Origin of the sequence: Streptomyces sp. Ru62 (assembly GCF_002920615.1) — a bacterium.
GTDB lineage: Bacteria > Actinomycetota > Actinomycetes > Streptomycetales > Streptomycetaceae > Streptomyces.
On record NZ_PQSU01000001.1, the window covers coordinates 301,337 to 323,380 of the forward strand.

The window sequence follows — 22,044 nt, forward strand, 5'->3', positions numbered from 1 at the left end:
CCGCGACGGTCCGGTTGGACCAGGGGGGCTCCGGTTGGGTCAGAGGGGCTCCGGTCGGGCTAGAGGGGCTTCTCGTGCCAGGCCACGTCCCAGTAGCGGCCGAACTTGCGCCCCACCTCGCGGTACGTGCCGATGTAAGCGAAGCCGAAGCGCTCGTGGAGCCGGGTGGAGGCCTCGTTCAGCTGGGCGATGCCCGCGTAGGCGCGGTGCACGTCCTCCCCGGCCAAGGCGCCGAACAGGGCGCCGTAGAGCAGCGTGCCGATCCCACGGCGGCCGGCGTCAGGGGCGACGTACACCGAGGTCTCCACGGACGTCGCGTACGCCGGCTTCGGCCGGTAAGGGCTGGATGTGGCGTACCCCAGGATCTGCTGTGAGTCCGCGTCCGTGGCAACCATCAGCCGGTGCGGGCCGTCTTCCGGGTGGGAGAGCAGCCAAGGGCGGCGCTCTTCCGGAGTGAAGATCGCGGTATCGAATGTGATGGCCGTCTCACGCACATAGTGGTTGTAGATCGCCGTGAGGGCGTCGAGGTCCGTCTCGATTCCCGGCCTGACCTGCGCCTCAGTACGTTCCGACGGCATCTCGCCTCCCAGAGTGGCGGACAGGGTACTGCATGATCAGAAAAATTGGGGGGCGGGTTGGGAATTCTGTCCGGATTCCAGTCGTTGTTTCCCACGGATGCAGGGCACTCGGAGAGAGTCTCGGAGCGAGAGCGAGTGAGCGAGTCCCGGAGACTCCCCCCTCAGTGCCGAGCGTTCGCCAGGACCACCCGCCAGCCCACCATCGCAAGGGAGCACGCATGGCAACCCGTGCCGTCGCCCGTCGTCAGTCCGCCACCGGCGAGACGGCCGACTCGGCAAGCAGTGTTCGCGCTCATGGCGGCGAGATCGCAGACCGCGACCTGGTCGGCATGTACCTCGACGAGATCGCGCGTACGCCGCTGCTCGACGCCGCCAAGGAGGTCGAGCTGTCCCAGACCATCGAGGCGGGTGTGTTCGCGAGGCAGGTCCTCGACGGCGAGGAGGAGTCCAAGACGGACGCCACCCGCGAGGAACTGGAGGCTCTGGTGGCCGCCGGTGAGCGGGCCAAGGACGTCTTCATCCGCTCCAACCTCCGCCTGGTCGTCGCGGTCGCCCGGCGCTACCCGCGCAGCGGTCTGCCGCTGCTCGACCTGATCCAGGAGGGCAACGCCGGCCTGGTGCGCGCCGTCGAGAAGTTCGACTACCGCAAGGGCTTCAAGTTCTCGACGTACGCCACCTGGTGGATCCGGCAGGCCATCACCCGCTCGATCGCCGACCAGTCCCGCACGATCCGGCTCCCCGTCCACCTGGTGGAGGAGCTGGGCCGCATCCGCCGCGTGCAGCGCGAGTTCAACCGCGAGCACGGCCGCGAGCCGGAGCCGGCCGAGATCGCCGCGGAGCTCGGTTCGACGCCGGAGCGCGTCACGGACGTCCTGGACTGGTCCCGCGACCCGGTCTCGCTGAACATGTCGGTGGACGACGAGGGCGAGACCCAGTTCGGCGACCTGCTGGAGGACACCTCGGCGGTCTCTCCCGAGCAGTCCGTCCTGACCCTGCTGCGCAGCGAGGAACTGGACGACCTGATCGGCCGCCTCGACCAGCGCACGGCCTCCATCATCAAGATGCGGTACGGCATCGAGGACGGCCGCGAGCGCACGCTGACCGAGGTCGGCAAGGAGCACGGACTCACCCGTGAGCGGATCCGGCAGATCGAGAAGCACGCACTGCTGGAGCTGAAGAAGCTGGCCCGCCAGACCGGTTTCGACGCGGCGGCGTGACGCAGGGGGTGCACGGGGCGCACGCCCGGTGGCGAAAGACGGCGCAAACATGCCGTCGTGCCATCGCTTCAACCGCTGGGCCCGAGGGAACAACCCTTCCGGGCCCAGGAGCGGGCCCCGGGAACCGCACTCCCCACCCCACCCCACCGCACAGCCCCGGCCGACCCCACTCGGCCGGCCCACGTGAACCACGTCCCGTCGCAATCCCCCCGGCGCCGGGACCTTCCCGAGCCGGACTCCGGCGCCCATCCCCCCCGGGCGCCGGAGTCCGGCTTCTTCTCGTGCGGGCCTCACGGGGGCGGGGGCGCGCGGGGAGGCGAGGGGCCACTGAGGCCGAGTCCGGCCCTGACCTGCTGGAAAGGCGGCCCACCCCGTACCTGAACCCCGGGGTGGACCGCCGGATGGCAGATTCTGCCACACGGGCATAGCCTGCCGGGATGAGCACCACCCCCAGCACCGCCCACCAGCCGTTTTCCGCCCCCGCACCGGTGTCCCTCACCGAACGCAGGAAGGCCGAGACCCGGATGGAGATCGCCCGGGCGGCGGCGGCCCTCTTCGTCCAGCAGGGCCTGCGGGCCACCCGCGCCGAGGACATCGCCCAGGCCGCGGGCATCGCACCGCGCACCTTCTACCGCTATTTCGCCACCAAGGAAGAGGCGGTGGCCCCCCTCTACGCGGCCGGCGCCCAGCGCTGGACCGAGGCGGTCCGTACGGCCCCGGCCCATCTGACCCTCCCGCAGGCCCTGGAGCACGCCGTCCACCACACCCTCACCCCCGGCCTCGGCGTCTCGGCCGCGTCCTGGGAATGGCTCCGCACCCTGGTCCGCCTCGCCGACACCAGTCCGGCCCTGCGCAAGGTATGGGCGGAGGTGTGCCAGACGTCGGAGGGGGCGCTGGCGGAGATCCTGGTGAGGCGGGCCGAGGCGGCGGGAAGAGCGGCCTCGCTCACCCCGCACCTCCGCTTCGCCGCGGCCGTGGCCGGTGCCGCCGTGCGCGTGGCCGTGGAGTCCTGGGCCGCCACGACGACCCCGCCGACCGGCCCGGACGGCCCGGCAGCCCTGGCCCTGCGGAACCTGCGCGCCCTGCGGACCTTCGAGTGGGGCGAGAGGGGCAGCCCGGGCGGGGGTGGTGAGGGCCCGGGCGGGGGCGGCGAGGGTCCGGGCGGTCCGGGTAGCGGCGAGGCGTGCCGGGCGCGGTGAAGCGGGCCGGGGACGGTGGGGTGCCCCGGATCGCGGTGGGCGTGCCGGGCGCGGTGGAGCGCGCTGCGAACGGGGAGGCGTCCCGGAGGCGGTGGGCGTGCCGGGCGCGGTGAAGCGGGCCGGGGACGGTGGGGTGCCCCGGATCGCGGTGGGCGTGCCGGGCGCGGTGGAGCGCGCTGCGAACGGGGAGGCGTCCCGGAGGCGGTGGGCGTGCCGGGCGCGGTGAAGCGGGCCGGGGGCGGTGGGGTGCCCCGGATCGCGGTGGGCGCACCGGGCGCGGTGGAGCGCGCTGGGAACGGTGAGGCGCCGGAACGGTGAGGTGCCCCCGATCCCGGTGAGCCGGCCCTACACCCTCCCGTCGGAGCCGGAGCCGGAGCCGGAGCCGGAGCCGGAGCCGGAGCCGGAGCCGGCGTCGGCCTCGCAGTCGGCGTCGGCCGCTCGGCTCAGTCGGCCGCCCAACTCCCGCACGCACTCCACCAGTTCCCCCGGCCCGCGCACCGCGAACTCGCAGCCGGCCATCACGAGCCGCACCGCGAGCCACTCCACGGGATCGCCGGTGGTGCCCCGCAGGACGCAGCCGCCGGCGCCGTCGTCCTCGGGCACTCCGAGCCACCGTGGCAGGCGCCCGGACACCCGGTCCGCCGGGGCGGCGAACCGCACCTCGAACGCGTACGTCTCCTGCCGCCCGTGGAGCGACTGCCGCAGGAACTCGGCGGCGCTCCCCGTCGGCAACTCCCGGGGCGTGAACCGGACTCCGGTCGCGAACGGCTCGCTCACCCGGTCGACCCGGAAGGTGCGCCAGCCCGCCCGGTCGAGGTCGTACGCGACCAGGTACCAGCGCCTGCCCGTCGACACCAGCCGGTGCGGCTCGGTCAGCCGCCGGGACGCGCTGCCGTCCTTGTCGCGGTAGGCGAACCGCAGCCGCTCCCGCCCGGCCACCGTCGACGCCATCACGGTCAGCGTCTCCGGGGCGATGCTCGGCCCGTCCCCGCTGGTCAGCGGCGTGGTCGCGGCCTGGAGCGTGGACACCCGGTGGCGCAGCCGGGAGGGCAGCACCTGCTCCAGCTTCGCCAGGGCCCGTACGGACGCCTCGTCCACCCCTTCCACGGCGTGCCCGGCGCCGGCCCGCAGTCCCACCGCGATGGCGACCGCCTCCTCGTCGTCCAGCACCAGCGGCGGCATCGCCTTGCCCGCCACCAGCCGGTACCCGCCGTCCGCGCCCTTCGTCGCCTGCACCGGATAACCCAGCTCCCGCAGCCGGTCGACGTCCCGCCGCACGGTCCGCCGCGACACCCCGAGCCGCTCGGCCAGCTCACCGCCGGGCCACTCACGGGGTGTCTGGAGGAGCGAGAGGAGCTGAAGCAGCCGGGCCGGAGTGTCGGTCGTCATGCGTCCGAGCATGCCGCAGAACTAGGACACGATCTGACCTAATGCGGTCCTACGGTCGCTCCATGACCCCGAACGACAGCACCACCGCACACGACAGCACTACCGCACAGGGGCGCGGAGAACTGCGCGCACCGGCCGCCGACCGCTCCCGCTGGCTCGCCCTGGCCATCGTCATGACCGCGGCCTTCATGGACCTGGTGGACGTGACGATCGTCAACATCGCCATCCCGTCCATCCAGCGCAGCGCGGGCGCTTCGGTCAGCCAGATCCAGTGGATAACGGCCGGCTACGCCCTCGCCTTCGCCGCGGGGCTGATCACCGGCGGGCGACTCGGCGACATCCACGGCCGCAAGCGGCTGTTCCTCGTCGGTATCGGCGGCTTCACGCTCGCCTCAGCCCTGTGCGGCTTCGCCGTGAACCCGGAGATGCTGGTCGCCTCCCGCATCCTCCAGGGCGGTATGGCGGCGCTGATGGTGCCGCAGGTGCTGTCGATCGTGCACGCCACCTTCCCGGCCCACGAACGCGGCAAGGTCTTCGGTCTGTTCGGCGCGATCGTCGGCCTCGGCGCGGTCTCCGGCCCGCTGCTCGGCGCACTCCTGACGGAGTGGAACCTGTTCGGCCTGGAATGGCGGCCCATCTTCCTCATCAACCTCCCCGTCGGCGTCCTGGCCTGGCTGCTGGGCCGCCGTTTCATCACCGAGTCCAAGGCGCCCAAGGCGCTGAAGCTGGATCTCGTCGGCGTCGCCCTGGTCACGCTGGGCCTGCTGATGCTGCTCTATCCGCTCACCCGCGGGCGCGAGCTGGGCTGGCCGCTGTGGGGGTACCTCTGCATGGCCGGCGCGCTCGCCGTCTTCGCGGCGCTGGTGTCGTACGAGAAACGGAAGGCTGCCAGGGACGGTTCCCCGCTCATCGAACTGTCCCTCTTCCGGGTGAAGAGCTTCGCCGCGGGCATCGCCGTACAGACCGTCTTCGGGGTCGCGCTCGGCATCTTCTTCCTGGTCTGGACGCTGTACATGCAGATCGGCCTGGGCTGGAGCCCGCTGCGCGCCGGGCTGACCGGCGTTCCGTTCTCGATCGCCGTGTCCACGGCGGCCGGGCTGTCGGTGCAGCAGCTGGTCCCGCGGTTCGGGCGGAAGGTGCTCCAGGCGGGCGCGCTGGTGATGGGCGCGGGCGTGCTGCTGTACCTGGGGGAGGCCCGCCACTACGGCCTCGCCATCGCCTCCTGGCAGATGGCCCTGCCGCTGGTGGTGATGGGTCTCGGCATGGGCCTGATCGTCGCCCCGCTGACCGACGCGGTGCTCTCGGAGGTGCCGCGCGAGCACGCCGGTTCCGCGTCCGGGCTGATCAACACCGTTCAGCAGATGGGCAACGCGCTCGGGCTGGGGCTGGTGTCGGTGGTCTTCTTCGGGGAGATCGGGGACCGGCTGACCCCGGCCCAGGTGGGTCCGGCCTTCGTGCACGCCTTCCAGCACGCGCTGTGGTGGGTCGCCGGGATCATGGCCGCGATCTTCCTGCTGATGTCCGCCCTGCCGAAGCGTCCGGCCCAGCACGTGGAGGGCGGGGCCGAGGAGGCGCCGGTGGTGGGGAAGGAGCCCGCGCTGGCGCGCTGACCAGGCAGGACGAGGAGCCCGGTACCGGTTCGGTACCGGGCCCTTCCGCTGCCCGGACCGCGCGGGGGGTCCGCCGGACGCCCGCCCGGAGCCGCCCGGAAGTCCGTTCATGCCCATGCTGGGCCCGAATCTGTTTACTTTCCGGAAATCCGGGCGTAGCCTGCCGCTGAAACCACACGTTCGGGCATGACCCGGAAACGACCGGACATCGGTCGAGTATCGGTATCGGTATCGGTCGGTGTCGGGCATCGGCATCGGACGTCGGTCGGACACTGAGGCGGAGGCGAACGGACATGTACGCACCGGAACGGCAGCAGGAGATCCTCCGGCTCGCCCGTGACGGCGGCCGGGTGGACGTGCTGTCGCTGGCCGAGGAGTTCCAGGTCACCGCGGAGACGATCCGCCGTGATCTGAAGGCCCTCGACCGGGCCGGTCTGCTCCGCCGGGTGCACGGCGGTGCCATCCCGGCCGGCCGCCTCGACTTCGAGCCGGACCTCGCCGAGCGCGAGACCACCGCCGCCGACGAGAAGGACCGCATCGCCAAGGCCGCCCTGTCGGAACTGCCAACCGAGGGCACGATGATCCTCGACGCCGGTACGACGGTGGCCCGCGTCGCCGCCGCCATCCCGCTGGAGGCGCGGCTCACCGTCGTCACCCACTCCCTGCCGATCGCCGCCCGGCTCGCCGACCACCCGGGCATCCAGCTCCATCTGATCGGGGGGCGCGTACGGCACCGTACGCGTGCCGCCGTGGACGCATGGGCGCTGCGTGCCTACGGCGAGATCCGCGCCGACGTGCTGTTCGTCGCCGCCAACGGCTTCTCCGCCGAGCACGGTCTGACCACCCCCGACCTCGCCGAGGCCGCGGTCAAGCGGGCCGCCGTCGCCGCCGCCCGGCGCGTGGTGCTGCTGGCCGACTCCTCCAAGCACGGCCAGGAGCACTTCGCCCGCTTCGGCGACCTGAGCGACGTGGACCTGCTGATCACCGACAGCGGGCTGAGCCCCGAAGACACCGCCGTCATCGAGCGCGGCGGCACGGAAGTAGTGCGCGCATGATCCTCACCGTCACCCCCAACCCGTCCCTCGACCGCACCTACGAGGTCCAGGCCCTCAAGCGCGGCGAGGTCATCCGCGCCGAGACCGAGCGCATGGACCCCGGCGGCAAGGGCGTGAACGTCTCGCGCGCGGTCGCCGCCGCCGGTCGGCGCACGGTCGCGGTGCTGCCCCTGGGCGGTGCGCCGGGGGCGCTCGTCGCCGAACTGCTCCACGCGCAGGGCATCGAGGTCGCGCCGGTCCCGGTCGTCGGAGCCACCCGCTCCAACATCGCGCTCGCGGAGGCCGACGGCGTCCTCACCAAGATCAACGCGCCGGGTCCCGAGCTGTCGGGGTCCGAGCAGGAACTCCTCCTGGACACCGTACGGTCGCAGTCCCGCGACGCCGACTGGATCGCCTGCTGCGGCAGCCTGCCCCGGGGGCTCGCGCCCTCCTGGTACGCCGATGTCGTCACGCGGGCGCACGCCGGGGGCGCCCGGATCGCGCTGGACACCTCTGGGCGTGCGCTCCTGGAGGCGCTGCGTGCGCGGCCCGACGTGGTCAAGCCGAACGCCGAGGAGCTGGCGCAAGCCGTCGCGCGCCCCCTGACGACCGTGGGTGACGCGCTCAAGGCGGCGGAGGAGGTGCGCGCGATGGGCGCCCGCGTCGTGCTGGCGAGCCTGGGCGCCGACGGCCAGCTGCTGGTGTCGGACGCGGGTGCCTGGTTCGGCAGCGCCCGGGTGTCCGCGGTCCGCAGCAACGTCGGCGCCGGTGACGCCTCCCTGGCCGGCTTCCTCATCGCCGGCGGCACCGGGCCGGACGCCCTCGCCTCCGCCGTCGCCCACGGCGCCGCCGCCGTCCAGCTCCCCGGCAGCGTGATGCCGACCCCGGCCGACCTGGACCCGGCGGCGGTGACCGTCACCACCGACATCCCCGTGGACCGCGAACTGAGGGAGCCGGCGTCATGACCGCCACGCGGGTCACGACCGTTCCGGCCAGCGTGACACTCGCTCCGGCCACCCGTGAAGCGCGGGCACGCGCCTCGGCCGCTCAGGTGGCGCGCGGTGTGAACGCTGCGCGGCACGAGCCGACCACTCGCGGCGCGTCCGTTCCCGCGGGTGCGTCCGTTCCGGCGGGTACCTCCGGTCCGGCTGGTGCCTCTGTTCCGGCGGGTACCTCCGGTCCGTTCGGCCGCCCCCGGCCGGCTGCCCCGCGGGTCGCCGCGTCCGCCGCCCGGTCCGCCACCGTCCCTGCCGGCCGTCGTGGGAGGCGTGTCCCACCGGCCCCTTGCCGCTCCACCGCTCCCCACCTGCCCCCCGCCCCCGATACGGCCGCCCCGCACCGATTCCCCCGTCGCGGTGTTCCGTCGGTCCCCGTCCGCCCCACCGCCCCCCACAAGACCCCCGTCCCCACCTCCGCCCACCCCTCTCCCCGGGCGATACGCGTGCATAGGAGCCCGCGATGAGCGACATGATCACCGCGGACCTGGTCGATCTCGACCTGTCCGCCGACACCAAGGAAGCGGCGGCCCGTGCCCTCGCCGAGCGCATGGTGGCCCAGGGCCGGGTGACCGACCTGGAGGGCTTCCTCGCCGACGTGGCCGCCCGGGAGGCCCAGATGCCGACCGGCCTGGACGGCGGTATCGGCATCCCGCACTGCCGTAGCGCCCATGTCACCGAACCCACCCTCGCGTTCGGCCGCAGCGCCGCCGGCATCGACTTCGGCGCAGCGGACGGCCCGGCCGACCTGATCTTCCTGATCGCGGCGCCCGCCGGCGCCGACGACGCCCACCTCACGATCCTCTCCTCCCTCGCCCGCCAGCTGATGAACGCCGAGTTCACCTCCGCGCTGCGGGCGGTGGGCGACCCGGAGACGGCGGCCGCGCTGATCCGCGGCGACGAGGCACCGTCGGCGAAGACCGCCGAGGACACCTCCGAAGACACCGCTGCGGCCCCGGTGGCGGCCTCCACCGGCGCCGCAGCGGGCAGGACGGCGCACACCCCGGACGCGGGCACCGGGGACGCGGGCACCGGGGGCGCGACCCCGGAGAGCGCCCCCGCGGCGGACACCGCACCGCCCACCGCGGAGCCCGCCGACTCCGGCGAGCGTCCCTTCCGGGTCGTCGCCGTCACCTCCTGCCCGACCGGTATCGCCCACACCTACATGGCGGCCGAGTCCCTGGAGAACGCCGGCCGCGAGGCAGGCGTCGAGGTGGTCGTCGAGACGCAGGGCTCGGCCGGCTTCGCCCGGCTGGACCCGGCGGTGATCGCGGCGGCGGACGGCGTGATCTTCGCGCACGACGTGCCGGTGCGCGACAAGGACCGCTTCGCGGGCAAGCCGACCGTGGACGTCGGTGTGAAGGCGGGCATCAACCGCCCCGCCGAACTCCTCGCGGAGGTCCGCGAGAAGGCGGCGCGCGGCGAGGCGAGCGCCCCGGCGCACGCCTCGGCCGGTACGCCGGTCGACCGCGCGGGCGACTCCACCGAGGGCTACGGCACCAAGCTCCGCAAGTGGCTGATGTCCGGCGTCAGCTACATGGTCCCGTTCGTCGCCGCCGGCGGTCTCCTCATCGCCCTGGGCTTCGCGATCGGCGGCTACAAGATCAACAAGGCGCCGTCGGTGATGGACCACTTCGTGTGGACCCAGGCCGACAGCTGGGGCGCCCTGCTGTTCCAGATCGGCGGCGTGGCCTTCGGCTTCCTGGTCCCGGTCCTGGCCGGCTACATCGCCTACGGCATGGCGGACCGGCCCGGCCTGGTCCCCGGCTTCGTCGGCGGAGCGATCTCCCTCACCATCAACGCCGGCTTCCTCGGCGGTCTGGCGGCCGGTCTGATCGCCGGTGGCGTGGTGATGGCGATCCAGAAGCTGAACATCCCGGCGGCGTTGCGCGGCATCATGCCGGTGGTGGTGATCCCGCTGATCTCCTCGGCGATCGTCGGGTTCCTGATGTTCGTCGTGATCGGCAAGCCCATCGCCTCCGCGCAGAAGGGCCTGACCGACTGGCTGAACGGCCTCACCGGCACCAACGCCATCCTGCTGGGCGCCCTGCTCGGCCTGATGATGTGCTTCGACCTCGGCGGCCCGGTCAACAAGGTCGCCTACACCTTCGCCACCGCCGGCATCGCCGTCTCCGACCCCAGCGACTCCGCCATGAAGATCATGGCCGCGGTGATGGCGGCCGGTATGGTCCCGCCGCTGGCGATGGCCCTGGCCACCACCGTGCGCGGCAGGCTGTTCACGCAGACCGAGCGGGAGAACGGCAAGGCCGCCTGGGTGCTGGGCGCGTCCTTCATCTCCGAGGGCGCGATCCCGTTCGCGGCGGCCGACCCGCTGCGGGTCATCCCGTCCTCGATGGTGGGCGGTGCGCTCACCGGCGCCCTGTCGATGGCCTTCGGCGCCACCCTGCGCGCCCCGCACGGCGGCATCTTCGTGGTCCCGCTGATCGGCAACCCGTTCCTGTACCTGGTGGCCATCGCGGCCGGTGTCTGTGTCACCACTGCCCTGGTGGTCCTCCTGAAGGGGCTGCGCAAGCCGGTTCCCGGGGCCACGGCCACCGATCCCGCCGCGCCGGCGGCCACCGCGCCGAAGGAGGCCAAGCAGCCGATAGCGGCCTGACCGCCGCACCCCGCCCACGGCGCGGCGCCCCACCCCTGCTGCCCCTTGTCCCTTTGGTTCGCTGTGAGTTGTTCACGGCACCTGCGAGATACGTCACGGTCCGGGACCAAAGTCCCGGACCGTGGTGTGTACTGGGAGGCATGCCTGAACACGCCCCGACCCTCCAGCTGATCGGCGTGGCCGTCCTCGCCGTGGCGGCCGTCGTCTGGGCCGTCGTTCTGATGCGTCTGCTGCGCCGCGCCGGCCGCCGGACGGTCGTCCGGCGCTCCACCGCGCCGCTCCCGGCCCTGCCGAGTCAGACGCGGATCGGCCCCTCCCGGGAGTCCGTCGAGCTGACCCCCGCCGAACAGGACGCGTTCGCGGGCCTGGTACGGCACCTCGCCAACGGCTGACCCTCAGCCCTGCCGGGTCGCGCGCCGCTCCATCGCGTCCCGGGCGGCGTCCTCCGACAGGTAGACCTCGCACATGTGCCGTCCGTCGGGCGTCGCCGTGTGCTCGACCTCCCACAGGGAGATCTCGGTGCCGTCCGGCAGCAGGAAGGCGTGCTCGTACAGCGCGTAGCTCAGCCCGGTCCGTCCGGCCCGCCCGGGCCGGCCGAAGGCCTGGGTGATCTCGTGCGCGGTCGCCGTCGCCAGCAGCGCCGCCGTCCGCTCGTCGGGCCGGTCCGGGTTCTCCGCGCGGCGCAGCAGCCGGCGCGCGTGGTCCGCCGAGTCGTCGGCGGCGAACATGTGCCGGGGCTCGGGAATCGCCCACAGCCGCATCAGCCCGGGCAGCTCGAAGTCCCGCGTCTCCGGGGGCAGACCGAGCCGTGCCGTGGCGGTCTGCACCTCCTCCTCGTCGACGTACACCTCGTGCTCCGGCTCGCTGCCCGGCGTGGGGTTGTGCACCAGCTCCCACAGCGTGACCGCCGAGCCGTCGGCGAGCAGCCAGGTGTGCCGGTACGTCTCCCGGTGCAGCCCCGCGCTGTGGTACGCGGAGTGCAGCGAACTGTCGTGCGCCAGCGCGCAGTCGAGTCGCCTCATCACCTCGTCGGGCAGCTCGAAGGAGTTCAGGGCACGGCCGAGGAGCCGCGCGAGATGCTCCTCAGGAGACTCGGGCGACTCGGCTGGTTCGTACGCTGCCGTCTCGTACGGAACGCTCAAGGCTTCTCCCGGCGTTGCTGCATGTCACCTTGTGGGTGCATACCGTAGCCCCTCGGTCGGACATCATGTCCGGGAACCGAGAAAACGTACGGCGGGAAAACGCGCGGGCCGCGCGAAAAGTTCCCGCGCGGCCCGCCGTCCTGTCAAAACCCGCCGCTCAGACGGCACTTCCCGCGGTCCAGGCGCTCCACGGCATGTTCCAGCCGTTGAGGCCGTTGTCCGGGGCGACCGTCGTGTCGGGGGAGTTCTTCACGATCACCACGTCGCCGACGAGCGAGTTGTCGTAGAACCACTTGGCCGACGTGGCGCCCTGCGCCCCCTGCACGTCCGCGAGGCCGACGCAGCCGTGGCTGGTGCCCTCCCGCCCGAACGGCGGGTTGCCCCTGTTGTACCAGTAGTTGCCGTGGATGAACGTCCCCGACGACGTCAGCCGCATCGCGTGCGGCACGTCCGGTATGTCGTACTCCCCGCCGAAGCCGACCGTCGAGCCGTTCATGCGGGTCTGCACGAACTTCTCGGAGATCACCATCTGCCCGTTGTACGTGGTGTGCTGCGGGCTGCCCGCCGAGATCGGCACCGTCTTGACGGTCCGGCCGTCCCGTACGACCGTCATGGTCTGCGTGTGGACGTCGACCGTGGAGACCTGCGACCGGCCGGCCGTGAAGGAGACGGTCTTCTTCTGCACCCCGTAGACGCCCTGGGCGCCCTGGACCCCGTCCAGGTCGATGTTCATCGTGACCTTGGAACCGGCCTTCCAGTACTCCTGCGGCCGGAAGTCGAGCCGCCGGTCACCGAACCAGTGCCCGACGACCTGCTGGCCGCTGGTGGTGTTCACCGTGATGTGCGACTGCACGGCCTTCTTGTCGGTGATCGACTTGTCGAAGGTGAACGACACCGGCATGCCGACCCCGACCGTCGTGCCGTCGTCCGGCGTGTAGGTGCCGATGAAGCTGTTCGCCGAGGTGACGGTGGTGAAGATGGAGTTGGCCGCCGCCGTGCGCCCCTCGGCGTCCTTCGCGGTCGCGGATATCCGGTACTTCGTCCCGCGCTCCAGTTGCTCCTTCGGCTTCCAGGCGTGGCCGTCCGCAGATATCGCCCCCGGCACGGTCTGCCCCGACCCCGCCACTGTCATCTTCACATCGGTCAGCCTGCCGTCGCTGACCTTCACCCCGGTCGCGTTGATGGACGCCCCCGTCGAACCGTCCTTGGCCGAGATCGCTATCTTCGCCGTCGACGTCTTCGGGGAGTCCTTGCCCCCCTTGCTGTCGTCGCTCGCCTTGGCGCTGCCGCCGCAGGCGGTCAGGGTGAGGGCGCCGACCATCAGGGCGGCACAGGCCCCGAGTGCGCGCCGCGCTGCAATGTCCGGCGTTGTCACGGGCTGCTCCCAGTTCGTGTGATGTGCGTGATCCGTTCCAGTGCGTGAAGAAAGAGGGCGCCGACGCCGGGGAAGGTTCCCTCCCGGTCCCTTGAACGCCCTCACGTGACAGAACCGCGACAATCCACCCCGTCCCCGGGGCCGTACCGTTACCCGTTCCCGTACAACTCCCCGTAGGACGGCCACACTCCGCCCGGCCCTTCGACCGACTCGGCCGCGCGCACGGCCCGGACGATGGCGCGCGTCACCACGTCCGCGCCGGCGGCGAGGATGTCGTTGAGCGCCAAGGGGTGCGTGTCCAGCGCGCGGGTGCCGGTCGCCAGCGCGAACACCGTGTCCCCGTCGTTCAGGAGGTGCACCGGCCGTACGGCGCGCGCGATGCCGTCGTGCGCGGTGCCTGCCAGCTTCTGCGCCTGCGCCTTGGAGAGGTCCGCGTCCGTCGCGACCACAGCCAGCGTCGTGTTGAGCGGCGCCGGGCCGTTCCCGGCGGCGGCCTCGTCCAGGCGCCGACACGCGGCCTCGTGCACCCGCGCCTCCGGATACTCGACCCGTCCCTGGAACAACTCCCCGTACAGCGCCCCCGTTTCCGGATCCAGCACCGAGCCCGCGGCGTTCGCCACCACCAGTGCCGCCACCGTGATCCCCGATGCGAGCACCGTGCTCGCGGTGCCCACCCCGCCCTTGAGCCGTCCGGTGACGGCGCCCGTGCCCGCGCCGACACACCCCTGCGCCACCCGGGCTCCCGGCGAAGCGGCCGCCGCGGCCTCCACCGCCGCGCGTCCCGTCCCCGCGTCCGGACGGGCCCGGAAGTCCCCGCCGCGCCCCAGGTCGAAGACGCACGCGGCGGGCACCACCGGCACGACATGCGCGGGATCCGTCCCCACCCGCACGCCCCGCTCCCGCTCCTCCAGCCAGGCCATCACCCCGGAGGCCGCGTCGAGCCCGTACGCGCTGCCTCCGGTCAGCACGACGGCGTCGACCGTCCGCACCACGTTGCGCGGGTCGAGCGCGTCGGTTTCCTTGGTGCCGGGGCCACCGCCGCGCACGTCCACGGCCGCCACCGCGCCGCCCACGGGGGCGAGGACGACCGTCGTGCCGGTGAGCCACCCGTCGCCGGTCCGGGTGGCGTGCCCCACGCGCAGCCCGGCGACGTCCGTCAATGCGTCAGCTGTCATGGACGCCAGTCTGGCCCAGTCCGGCGCGCTGCCCGGGAGGTCAGCCGGCCGTGGCGGTGGTGCTCGCCGCACGCTCCCGGCCGGCCGTGCGCGCCGTCAGGATCACTCCGGCCGCCACCGAGGCCGCGGACACCAGTCCCGCCGCGAGCACCGCCCAGTCGCCCAGGAAGGTGCAGCAGATAACCAGCAGAGCCGTGACCGGCAGCACCAGCTGCTGGGCGAGGCCCGCCTTGAAGTGCCGGGCATGCAGCGCCCACACGGTCAGCAGGTACAGCGCCGTCGGCAGGGTGACGGCGGCAGAGGCGGACAGGGTGGAGATGTGCGCCTTGCCGACCGCCTGTTCCACGGCGACCTCCAGGCCCGCGCCGATCGCCGCCGCCGAGGCGAAGACCAGGTAGTGGCCGTAGCCCCAGACGAACGCCCGCCGGCTGGAGCGCAGGTGGCCGTGGATGGGCACCACGAAGTAGATCCACCACGCGGAGAAGACGACCAGCAGTCCGCCCGCCGCGATGGGCAGCAGCTCGCCCAGCGCGTTCTGCTCGTCCGCGGCCGACTTCACCGCCACCGTGGCCGCGGCGATCGTCTCGCCGAGCACGATGATCGTGAACAGTCCGTACCGCTCGGCGATGTGATGCGGGTGCCAGGAGGTGTTCTGGGCCCTCTCGGCGTAGAGCGGCACGCACAGTTCCGCAAGCACCATCACCAGGAAGACCCAGGGCCTGGCCGGCTCCGGCAGCACCACCAGCCCGATCCAGCCGATCTGGCACAGCAGCACGCCACCCGCGTACCGGAACGCCATGGTCCGTTCCGCGCCCGGCGCCGATCTCGCGGCTCTCAGCCACTGCCAGACCATGGCCAGCCGCATGATCACATAGCCGAGCCAGACCAGGAAGAAGTCGTGCTGCGTGGCGGCGCGGGAGATCCCGGCGGCCAGCACCAGGACGCCGGCGATCTGCACCAGGGTGACCACCCGGTAGAGGGCGTCGTCGTTGTCGTACGCCGAGGCGAACCAGCTGAAGTTCATCCACGCCCACCAGATGGCGAAGAACAGCATCGCGTAGGTGAGGATCCCGTCGCTCGCGTGGCCCGCCGCCACGGCGTGCACCAGCTGCACACCCGCCTGCGCGACCGCCACGACGAAGCACAGGTCGAAGAAGAGCTCCAGCGAGGAGGCGACCCGGTGCGCCTCGTCGCGTCCGCGGGCGGTGAGCCGCCGCAGGGGGCCGGAGGGCTTCGGGGCGCCCGAGGGGGCGGGCGTGGGAGGGGAACTCGACGTCATGGTTCCCAGCACAGCAGAAAACCGGCCTGAAATCCTGTGCGGGCCTTCGCAGGTGGAGGAGCGGCCTCCGGCCCCGTGCGATCCCAGGCCGGAGGGTTCCGGCGGGCGCCGTACCCTGGACGCATGAGCACCGCCCGTGAACCCGAGCCGCGCGACCCGAAGCCCGCGCTCGTCTTCGACGACCCGCTGGACCAGCAGTCCTCGGACGACACCGACCGCGGGTGGGGCGAGCGCCCGGACGGCGACAGTGCTGCCGACCTGAAGCGCTTCCTGGACGAGAAGCCGCCCCACCACCTCTGAGCGGTCCGCGGGAGGCGCCGCTAGCGCTCGTCGTGCCCGGCCCCGCGCCGCGCCACCAGCGCGTCGCGGATCTCCTTGAGCACCTCCAGTTCGGTCACCTCGACCACTTCCTTCGTGCCCTCCCGGGCCGCCTTCCGGGCCGCCTGCCGGGCCAGGTACTTCGACATCGGCAGGACCATCAGGAAGTACACCACCGCCGCGGTGATCAGGAAGCTGAGCGTGGACCCGAGGACGGAGCCCCACATGATCGGCACGCCGCTCTTGACCGTGCCGTCCGCGGCCACCTGGCACGGGTCCTTCAGGCAGGAGCTGTAGTTGTCGAGGCTCTGGGTGCCGATCGCCCCGACCAGCGGGTTGATGATCCCCTTCACGATCGAGTTGACGATGTTCGTGAAGGCCGCGCCGATGACCACCGCGACCGCCAGATCGACGACGTTGCCGCGCATCAGGAAGGCTTTGAAGCCCTGCCAGACGCCCGGATCCTTCTTCACGCTCACTTGGGGGACTCTCCTCGCGTGCACAGGGTGTGGAACGAAACGCTCCGCAACCTACGGCACGGTGCGGATGTCGTGTCCACTGCCGTAACCGGATCGAGGCCCTCGCCCAGACGTCGGCCACGGCACGGAGCGCGCGTACGAGCCGGTTCAGCACAGCGTCACCGCCAGGCGCGCGGTGGCGCTCGCGCCCACCAGCCGGGCCGCCGTGGGCCGCGGCACCGACAGCACCACCAGCGCACCGCTCTCGGCCGCGCCGGCCGGCGGTTCCGGCACCTCCCTCACCCGTGCACCGCGCGCCAGCACCCGGACGCCGGCCCCGGCCGACGGGTCCTCCGCGGCGATCACGTCGACACGGTCACCGGAGCGCAGCAGGCGCACCGTGTCGGCGTCGGCGATCCGGACCGGCGCGGTCACCACCTCGACCACCGGGCGGGGTCGTACGGGCGCCGCCCCCCGATGGCTGTGGGCCCGCTCCGTGCCGTGCGGTTCCGCCCCGGTCCGGGGTCCCGCGGCCACGAGTGCCACCGCCGTCACCGCGAGCCCGGCCGCGACCGCCCGCCCACGATGCCGTAGGAACCGCTGCAGCCGGTACCGCCCGCCGCGCACCCGGACCGGATCGAACGGGGGCACCTCACGGGTCGGCGGGGCCTCCGTGCCCAGCGGACGCGGAGGTCGCAGCGGGGGCGGGAACGAGGGGCGAGCGGCGGAGAACGAGGGCGGTGGGGCGGCGGAGAACGAGGGCGAGCGCGGGAGTGAGGGGGAGGGCGAGGGTGGGAGCGGGAGGGATGAGGAGGGCATGGGGGTCACCGCCTGCGACGAGGAGTTCGGCTTGCGATGCCACGATGACGCCTCGCGCCGGATCCCGCCGGGGCCGGTGGATCACGGACGGATTGTGGATAACTCACCCACCCGAAGGAGCGGTTCCGCGCCGCCGCGTCCCGCCGCTGAGCCGAGCCGCGTCCCCCGTTGAGCCGCGTCCCCCGTTGAGCCGCGTCCCCCGCTAAGCCGCGTCCCCCGCTAAGCCGCGTCCCCCGTTGAGCCGCGTCCCCCGCTAAGCCGCGTCCCGCCGCTGAGCCGCGTCCCTCGCTGGGCCGCGCCCCCGCTGAGCCGCGCGTCACCCCCGCGTCACCCAGCCTCCCAGCCCGACCTCCCCCGCCCGGCCTCCCCCGCCAGGCTGCTCCGCCACGCCTCCCCCCAAGCGCCCCGCGCTACGGCAACGCGAACCCCGGGTCCATCCCGCCCAGCGCGTTCACGCACAGGCAGTCCCGCTGCCCGGTCTCCGGCAGGGCCGCCACCGCGTCGAAGAGCACGCCGCGCAGCCGGTCCACGTTGGCCGCGAACACTCGCAGCACCTCCTCGTGCGAGACGCCCTCACCGGTCTCGGCGCCCGCGTCGAGGTCGGTGACCAGGGTCAGCGAGGTGTAGCACAGCTCCAGCTCCCGGGCGAGCGCCGCCTCGGGATGGCCGGTCATGCCCACCACCGACCAGCCCTGGGCCTGGTGCCACAGCGATTCCGCGCGCGTCGAGAAGCGCGGGCCCTCGACCACGACCAGCGTGCCGCCGTCCACCGGCTCCCAGTCCCGGCCGCGGGCGGCCTTCAGCGCGGCGGCGCGCCCGGTGGGGCAGTAGGGGTCGGCCATGGACACGTGCACGACGTTCGGCACGGTGCCGTCGGGCAGCGGCAGCCCGTCGAAGTAGGTCTGTGCCCGGGACTTCGTACGGTCCACGAACTGGTCGGGCACGAGCAGGGTGCCTGGCCCGTACTCCGGACGCAGGCCGCCCACCGCGCACGGACCGAGCACCTGCCGTACTCCGACCGAGCGCAGGGCCCACAGGTTGGCGCGGAAGTTGATGCGGTGCGGGGGCAGATGGTGGCCACGGCCGTGCCGGGGCAGGAAGGCGACCTTCCGGCCGGCGATCTCCCCGAGGAAGAGCGAGTCGCTGGGCGCCCCGTAGGGGGTGTCCACCTGGACCTCGGTCACGTCGTCCAGGAAGGAGTAGAAACCCGAACCGCCGATTACGCCGATCTCTGCTTTGGCCATGACCAGCACACTAGCGGGCCGTGACGACGCGGGGGAGCCGGTGCCGGGGAAGGCCGAAGACCCAGCCGTCGTGCGACGGCAGGGTCCGGACGAGAGGTGTCAGGCGGCGGAGCTGCTGGCGGAGCCGGAGCTCGAAGAGGACGAGGACGTCGAGGAGGACGCCTTCGCGTCGGACGACGAGCCGGCCGGCTTCGACGCCGGGGTGCTGCTCGACGTGGAGCCGCGGGAGTCGTTGCGGTAGAAGCCCGAGCCCTTGAAGACGATGCCGACCGCGGAGAACACCTTCTTCAGGCGGCCGTTGCAGTTGGGGCACACGGTCAGGGCGTCGTCGGTGAACTTCTGCACCGCCTCAAGGCCCTCGCCGCACTCGGTGCACTGGTACTGGTAGGTCGGCACTGTCTTCCTCCTGGCACTCTCACTCGATGAGTGCTAACGACGGTCCATAGTGACGCATTCCCGGGGATCAGTCCACCGTGACCGGCACGCGGTGACCGACGCCACGCGCGACCGTGCGGTTCCCGTGCCGTGGGGCCAGCCGGGACCGCAGCGTCACCAGGGTCACCAGCGCGAGCACGGTGCCGCCCATCGGGACCAGGAACCCGGCGCCGTCCCACAGCCGGTCCTCCAGTTGTCCCGCGACCGTGACGGCGGCGGCCTGGCCGAGCGCGACGGCGCCGGTCAGCCAGGTGAAGGCCTCGGTCCGGGCGCCGGCCGGGACCAGGCCCTCGACCAGCGTGTAGCCGGTGATCAGCGCCGGGGCGATACACATGCCGACCAGCAGGCCGAGCGCGGCGAGCAGCACCACCGAGTGCGCCGTCCACAGGGCGGACGCCGCCACCGCGAGCGCCGTGTAACCGATCACGAGACGCTTCTGCGGAGCCGTCTTCCAGGCGACCGCGCCGCAGACGATGCCGGACAGCATGTTCCCGGCGGCGAAGACGCCGTACAGGACGCCGTTCAGGCCGGGCTCGCCGATCGACTCGGTGAAGGCCGCGAGCGACACCTGCATACCGCCGAAGACCGAGCCGATGCCGAGGAAGGTGACGGCCAGCACGCGCACGCCCGGGACCCGCAGGGCGGAGGCGTGCCGCACGCGCGCGTGCCCGCTCTCCCGGGACACGGGCGGCTGCGTGCTCTTCCGCGCGGCGAACAGCAGACCGCCGACGAGGGTCAGCCCGGCCTCCGCGACCAGGCCCGCGGCCGGTGTGACGGCCGTGCACAGCGCGGTCGCCAGCAGGGGGCCGACGACGAAGGTCAGCTCGTCCGTGACCGACTCGAACGCCGCCGCCGTGGTCATCAGGGGCGAGCCCTGGAGCTTCACACCCCAGCGCGCCCGCACCATGGGGCCGACCTGCGGTACGGAGGCGCCGGTCGGGACGGCGGCCAGGAACAGCGCCCACAGGGGCGCGTGCGCAAGCGCGAGCGCCGTCAGGGACAGGCCGGAGACCGCGTGCACCAGGACGCCGGGGATCAGTACGGCCCGCTGGCCGTAGCGGTCGGCGAGGCGGCCGCTGTACGGCGCGAACAGCGCCATGGAGACGCCGGTGGCCGCGGCGGCGGCGCCCGCGGCGCCGTACGAGCCGGTGGTGTGCTGGACGAGCAGCACGATCGAGAGGGTGAGCATCGCGAACGGCTGGCGTGCGGCGAAGCCGGGGAGCAGGAACGTCCAGGCGCCGCGGGTGCGCAGCAGCTGTCCGTATCCGGGGCGGGACGACGTCGACGGGTTCTCCGCCGGCTCGGTGGTGACCGTGGACTCCACGGCCCGTGCCTTTCTTCCGCCTGGTAGCGCGCCCGTGCGGGGGGCGCCGAGAGCTGTCCTCTTGCGCGGAACTGCGGTAGATACCGGTGCCTCCGCGGAGGATGTTCCGGCCGCCATACGGTCGCGCCAGCTCTGCATCAGGCAGAGTTGGTTCGATCAGGGTGCCTTCATACTACAGGGATCATGGCCTGTGCCCCTGTGAAACCGAGCACCGTCGCGGCGGGCGCCTGTGATTGCCGCAGGGCTCAGCCGCGGTCGCCGTCCGTGCCCAGCCAGCCCGCCAGCTTGCCGCCGTGGGCGACCGCGCGCAGTCGCCGTTCCGCCGCGTCACGGACCGGATCGGTGGCGACGACCAGCAGTTCGTCGCCGTGCCGCAGCACGGTCGAGGGCAGCGGCACGAACGACTTCTCCTCGCGCACGACGAGGGTGACGGCCGCGCCGGGCGGCAGCCGCAGCTCGCTGACCTCCACGCCGTGCATCCGGGAGCCCTCGGGGACGGTGACGGACAGCAGGTGGCCCTGAAGCCGCTCCAGGGGCGCCGACTCGATGCCGAGGTCGGCGGCCTCGCCCTTCTCGCCCAGCCGCAGCGTGCGGGCCAGCCAGGGCAGGGTCGGCCCCTGGACCAGGGTGTAGACGACGACCAGGACGAAGACGATGTTGAAGATGCGGCGGCTGCCGGCGACGCCGTTCACCATGGGGATGGTCGCCAGGATGACGGGCACGGCGCCGCGCAGCCCGGCCCACGACATCAGGATCTGCTCCGGCCGCGGCACCCGGAACGGCGCCAGGCTGACCACCACGCTCAGCGGGCGGGCCACCATGGTCAGCACCAGCCCGATGACCAGCGCCGGTACGATGTCGTCGCCCAGCTCGTGCGGGGTGACCAGCAGGCCGAGCACGACGAACATGCCGATCTGGGCGATCCAGCCGAGCCCCTCGGCGAAGCCGCGGGTGGCGGGCCAGTGGGGGAGCCTGGCGTTGCCGAGGATCATGGAGGCCAGGTAGACGGCGAGGAAGCCGCTGCCGTGCGCCAGGGCACCGGCGGCGTACGCCGTGACGGCGATGGCCATCACGGCGATCGGGTAGAGACCGGAGGCGGGCAGCGCCACGTGCCGCAGCCCCCAGGAGCCGAACCAGCCCACCGCGAGGCCCACGGCCGCGCCGATGGCCAGCTCCAGGACTATCTCGCCGAACAGCAGGTACCAGTGCTCGACCGGGCCGGCCGTGGAGAAGGCGACGACCAGGATGACCACCGGGGCGTCGTTGAATCCGGACTCGGCCTCCAGCGTGCCCGTCACGCGCGCGGGGAGGGGGATTCTCCGCAGGACCGAGAAGACCGCCGCCGCGTCCGTCGACGACACCACCGCCCCGATGATGAGCGCCTGCCGCCACTCCAGCCCGACCAGGTAGTGCGCGCCCGCCGCGGTGACGCCCACGCTGACCGCGACTCCCACCGTCGCCAGCACGGAGGCGGACGGCAGGACCGGCCGGATCTCCTTCCACTTCGTGCCCAGACCGCCCTCGGCGAGGATCACGACCAGGGCGGCGTACCCCATGACCTGGGTCATCGCGGCGCTGTCGAACCGGATGTGCGCGATGCCGTCCTGGCCCATGACGACGCCGATCCCCAGGTACACGAGCAGGCTGGGGAGCCCGCTGCGGGAGGAGATCCGGACGGCCGCGACGGCGACGAGCAGGACGACGGAGCAGACGAGCAGGAGCTGGTTGAGGTGGTGAACAGTCAGGGGGCGTTCCTCCTCCGAGATCTGGCCCACGGATCTCCGGTTACTTCGTTACCTTACCTAACTCTTGACGATTTCTTGACGTTCGCGAGGC

Annotated in this window: 20 protein-coding genes; 8 read left to right on the plus strand and 12 right to left on the minus strand. The window is 72.7% G+C overall.

Translation table 11 applies throughout. The features are described from left to right. Positions 1-59: 59 nt before the first annotated feature. Positions 60-578, minus strand: a complete 519-nt coding sequence (locus C3492_RS01480; RefSeq protein WP_103809856.1) for a GNAT family N-acetyltransferase — start codon at positions 576-578, stop codon at positions 60-62. 218 nt (positions 579-796) lie between these two features. Between C3492_RS01480 and C3492_RS01485 the strand changes: the two genes are divergently transcribed. Together C3492_RS01485 and C3492_RS01490 are read left to right on the plus strand one after the other, a co-directional pair. Beyond that, positions 797-1,795, plus strand: coding sequence for an RNA polymerase sigma factor RpoD/SigA (locus C3492_RS01485; RefSeq protein ID WP_103809857.1), 999 nt, complete (start codon positions 797-799; stop codon positions 1,793-1,795). 524 nt (positions 1,796-2,319) lie between these two features. Continuing rightward, positions 2,320-2,994, plus strand: coding sequence for a TetR/AcrR family transcriptional regulator (locus tag C3492_RS01490; RefSeq protein WP_258055446.1), 675 nt, complete (start codon positions 2,320-2,322; stop codon positions 2,992-2,994). Positions 2,995-3,339: 345 nt separating this feature from the next. On the opposite strand, the gene C3492_RS01495 is transcribed toward C3492_RS01490, so the two are convergent. Continuing rightward, positions 3,340-4,383, minus strand: a complete 1,044-nt coding sequence (locus C3492_RS01495; RefSeq protein ID WP_103810035.1) for a YafY family protein — start codon at positions 4,381-4,383, stop codon at positions 3,340-3,342. A 173-nt stretch (positions 4,384-4,556) separates the two neighbouring features. On the opposite strand from C3492_RS01495, the gene C3492_RS01500 reads away from it, so the two are divergent. The 5 genes from C3492_RS01500 to C3492_RS01525 all read left to right on the plus strand — a co-directional run bounded on the left by C3492_RS01500 (position 4,557) and on the right by C3492_RS01525 (position 11,031). Continuing rightward, positions 4,557-5,993, plus strand: a complete 1,437-nt coding sequence (locus tag C3492_RS01500; protein ID WP_258055447.1) for an MFS transporter — start codon at positions 4,557-4,559, stop codon at positions 5,991-5,993. Between the two features lie 293 nt (positions 5,994-6,286). Further along, positions 6,287-7,048, plus strand: coding sequence for a DeoR/GlpR family DNA-binding transcription regulator (locus tag C3492_RS01505; protein WP_103809858.1), 762 nt, complete (start codon positions 6,287-6,289; stop codon positions 7,046-7,048). Next, entirely contained in the window at positions 7,045-7,992 is a 948-nt protein-coding gene (gene pfkB, locus C3492_RS01510; protein ID WP_103809859.1) for a 1-phosphofructokinase, read from the plus strand. The genes C3492_RS01505 and pfkB overlap by 4 nt, the downstream gene beginning before the upstream one ends. 493 nt (positions 7,993-8,485) lie before the next feature. Beyond that, positions 8,486-10,639, plus strand: coding sequence for a fructose-specific PTS transporter subunit EIIC (locus tag C3492_RS01520; RefSeq protein ID WP_103809861.1), 2,154 nt, complete (start codon positions 8,486-8,488; stop codon positions 10,637-10,639). Positions 10,640-10,779: 140 nt separating this feature from the next. Then, the gene (locus C3492_RS01525; RefSeq protein ID WP_103809862.1) at positions 10,780-11,031 is read left to right on the plus strand and encodes a hypothetical protein; all 252 of its coding nucleotides are present in this window, start codon (positions 10,780-10,782) and stop codon (positions 11,029-11,031) included. A gap of 3 nt (positions 11,032-11,034) precedes the next feature. Here C3492_RS01525 and C3492_RS01530 read toward each other — a convergent pair whose 3' ends face one another. The 4 genes from C3492_RS01530 to C3492_RS01545 all read right to left on the minus strand — a co-directional run bounded on the left by C3492_RS01530 (position 11,035) and on the right by C3492_RS01545 (position 15,610). Then, positions 11,035-11,781 (minus strand): DUF6227 family protein, encoded by a 747-nt coding sequence (locus C3492_RS01530; RefSeq protein WP_103809863.1) that lies wholly within the window; start codon positions 11,779-11,781, stop codon positions 11,035-11,037. Between the two features lie 157 nt (positions 11,782-11,938). Next, positions 11,939-13,156: an Ig-like domain-containing protein gene (locus C3492_RS01535; protein WP_181140136.1), complete on the minus strand. Its 1,218-nt coding sequence runs from the start codon at positions 13,154-13,156 to the stop codon at positions 11,939-11,941. A 149-nt stretch (positions 13,157-13,305) separates the two neighbouring features. After that, positions 13,306-14,331: a P1 family peptidase gene (locus C3492_RS01540; protein ID WP_181140137.1), complete on the minus strand. Its 1,026-nt coding sequence runs from the start codon at positions 14,329-14,331 to the stop codon at positions 13,306-13,308. 40 nt (positions 14,332-14,371) lie between these two features. Further along, positions 14,372-15,610 (minus strand): low temperature requirement protein A, encoded by a 1,239-nt coding sequence (locus tag C3492_RS01545; RefSeq protein ID WP_103809866.1) that lies wholly within the window; start codon positions 15,608-15,610, stop codon positions 14,372-14,374. A 123-nt stretch (positions 15,611-15,733) separates the two neighbouring features. Between C3492_RS01545 and C3492_RS01550 the strand changes: the two genes are divergently transcribed. Continuing rightward, positions 15,734-15,910: a hypothetical protein gene (locus C3492_RS01550; protein ID WP_014673258.1), complete on the plus strand. Its 177-nt coding sequence runs from the start codon at positions 15,734-15,736 to the stop codon at positions 15,908-15,910. Positions 15,911-15,930: 20 nt separating this feature from the next. On the opposite strand, the gene mscL is transcribed toward C3492_RS01550, so the two are convergent. From mscL to C3492_RS01585, 6 genes are all read right to left on the minus strand, one after another. Then, positions 15,931-16,407, minus strand: a complete 477-nt coding sequence (gene mscL, locus C3492_RS01555) for a large conductance mechanosensitive channel protein MscL (protein WP_103809867.1) — start codon at positions 16,405-16,407, stop codon at positions 15,931-15,933. A 147-nt stretch (positions 16,408-16,554) separates the two neighbouring features. Beyond that, entirely contained in the window at positions 16,555-17,205 is a 651-nt protein-coding gene (locus C3492_RS45340) for a hypothetical protein (protein WP_258055429.1), read from the minus strand. A gap of 410 nt (positions 17,206-17,615) precedes the next feature. Beyond that, the gene (locus C3492_RS01565) at positions 17,616-18,449 is read right to left on the minus strand and encodes an S-methyl-5'-thioadenosine phosphorylase (RefSeq protein ID WP_103809868.1); all 834 of its coding nucleotides are present in this window, start codon (positions 18,447-18,449) and stop codon (positions 17,616-17,618) included. A 99-nt stretch (positions 18,450-18,548) separates the two neighbouring features. Continuing rightward, positions 18,549-18,845 carry an FmdB family zinc ribbon protein gene (locus C3492_RS01570; RefSeq protein ID WP_103809869.1) on the minus strand — a complete coding sequence of 99 codons (297 nt, stop codon included), beginning with the start codon at positions 18,843-18,845 and terminating at the stop codon, positions 18,549-18,551. A 67-nt stretch (positions 18,846-18,912) separates the two neighbouring features. After that, the gene (locus tag C3492_RS01575; protein WP_103809870.1) at positions 18,913-20,208 is read right to left on the minus strand and encodes an MFS transporter; all 1,296 of its coding nucleotides are present in this window, start codon (positions 20,206-20,208) and stop codon (positions 18,913-18,915) included. 245 nt (positions 20,209-20,453) lie between these two features. Next, positions 20,454-21,983 carry a potassium/proton antiporter gene (locus tag C3492_RS01585; protein WP_103809871.1) on the minus strand — a complete coding sequence of 510 codons (1,530 nt, stop codon included), beginning with the start codon at positions 21,981-21,983 and terminating at the stop codon, positions 20,454-20,456. Positions 21,984-22,044 lie beyond the last annotated feature (61 nt).

What these genes read in the sequence shown, in the direction of transcription:
- C3492_RS01480 (WP_103809856.1), bottom strand. Translation starts at nt 578, where the DNA reads ATGCCGTCGGAACGTACTGAGGCGCAGGTCAGGCCGGGAATCGAGACG.
- C3492_RS01485 (WP_103809857.1), top strand. Translation starts at nt 797, where the DNA reads ATGGCAACCCGTGCCGTCGCCCGTCGTCAGTCCGCCACCGGCGAGACG.
- C3492_RS01490 (WP_258055446.1), top strand. Translation starts at nt 2,320, where the DNA reads ATGGAGATCGCCCGGGCGGCGGCGGCCCTCTTCGTCCAGCAGGGCCTG.
- C3492_RS01495 (WP_103810035.1), bottom strand. Translation starts at nt 4,383, where the DNA reads ATGACGACCGACACTCCGGCCCGGCTGCTTCAGCTCCTCTCGCTCCTC.
- C3492_RS01500 (WP_258055447.1), top strand. Translation starts at nt 4,557, where the DNA reads ATGACCGCGGCCTTCATGGACCTGGTGGACGTGACGATCGTCAACATC.
- C3492_RS01505 (WP_103809858.1), top strand. Translation starts at nt 6,287, where the DNA reads ATGTACGCACCGGAACGGCAGCAGGAGATCCTCCGGCTCGCCCGTGAC.
- pfkB (WP_103809859.1), top strand. Translation starts at nt 7,045, where the DNA reads ATGATCCTCACCGTCACCCCCAACCCGTCCCTCGACCGCACCTACGAG.
- C3492_RS01520 (WP_103809861.1), top strand. Translation starts at nt 8,486, where the DNA reads ATGAGCGACATGATCACCGCGGACCTGGTCGATCTCGACCTGTCCGCC.
- C3492_RS01525 (WP_103809862.1), top strand. Translation starts at nt 10,780, where the DNA reads ATGCCTGAACACGCCCCGACCCTCCAGCTGATCGGCGTGGCCGTCCTC.
- C3492_RS01540 (WP_181140137.1), bottom strand. Translation starts at nt 14,331, where the DNA reads ATGACAGCTGACGCATTGACGGACGTCGCCGGGCTGCGCGTGGGGCAC.
- C3492_RS01545 (WP_103809866.1), bottom strand. Translation starts at nt 15,610, where the DNA reads ATGACGTCGAGTTCCCCTCCCACGCCCGCCCCCTCGGGCGCCCCGAAG.
- C3492_RS01550 (WP_014673258.1), top strand. Translation starts at nt 15,734, where the DNA reads ATGAGCACCGCCCGTGAACCCGAGCCGCGCGACCCGAAGCCCGCGCTC.
- C3492_RS45340 (WP_258055429.1), bottom strand. Translation starts at nt 17,205, where the DNA reads ATGCCCTCCTCATCCCTCCCGCTCCCACCCTCGCCCTCCCCCTCACTC.
- C3492_RS01565 (WP_103809868.1), bottom strand. Translation starts at nt 18,449, where the DNA reads ATGGCCAAAGCAGAGATCGGCGTAATCGGCGGTTCGGGTTTCTACTCC.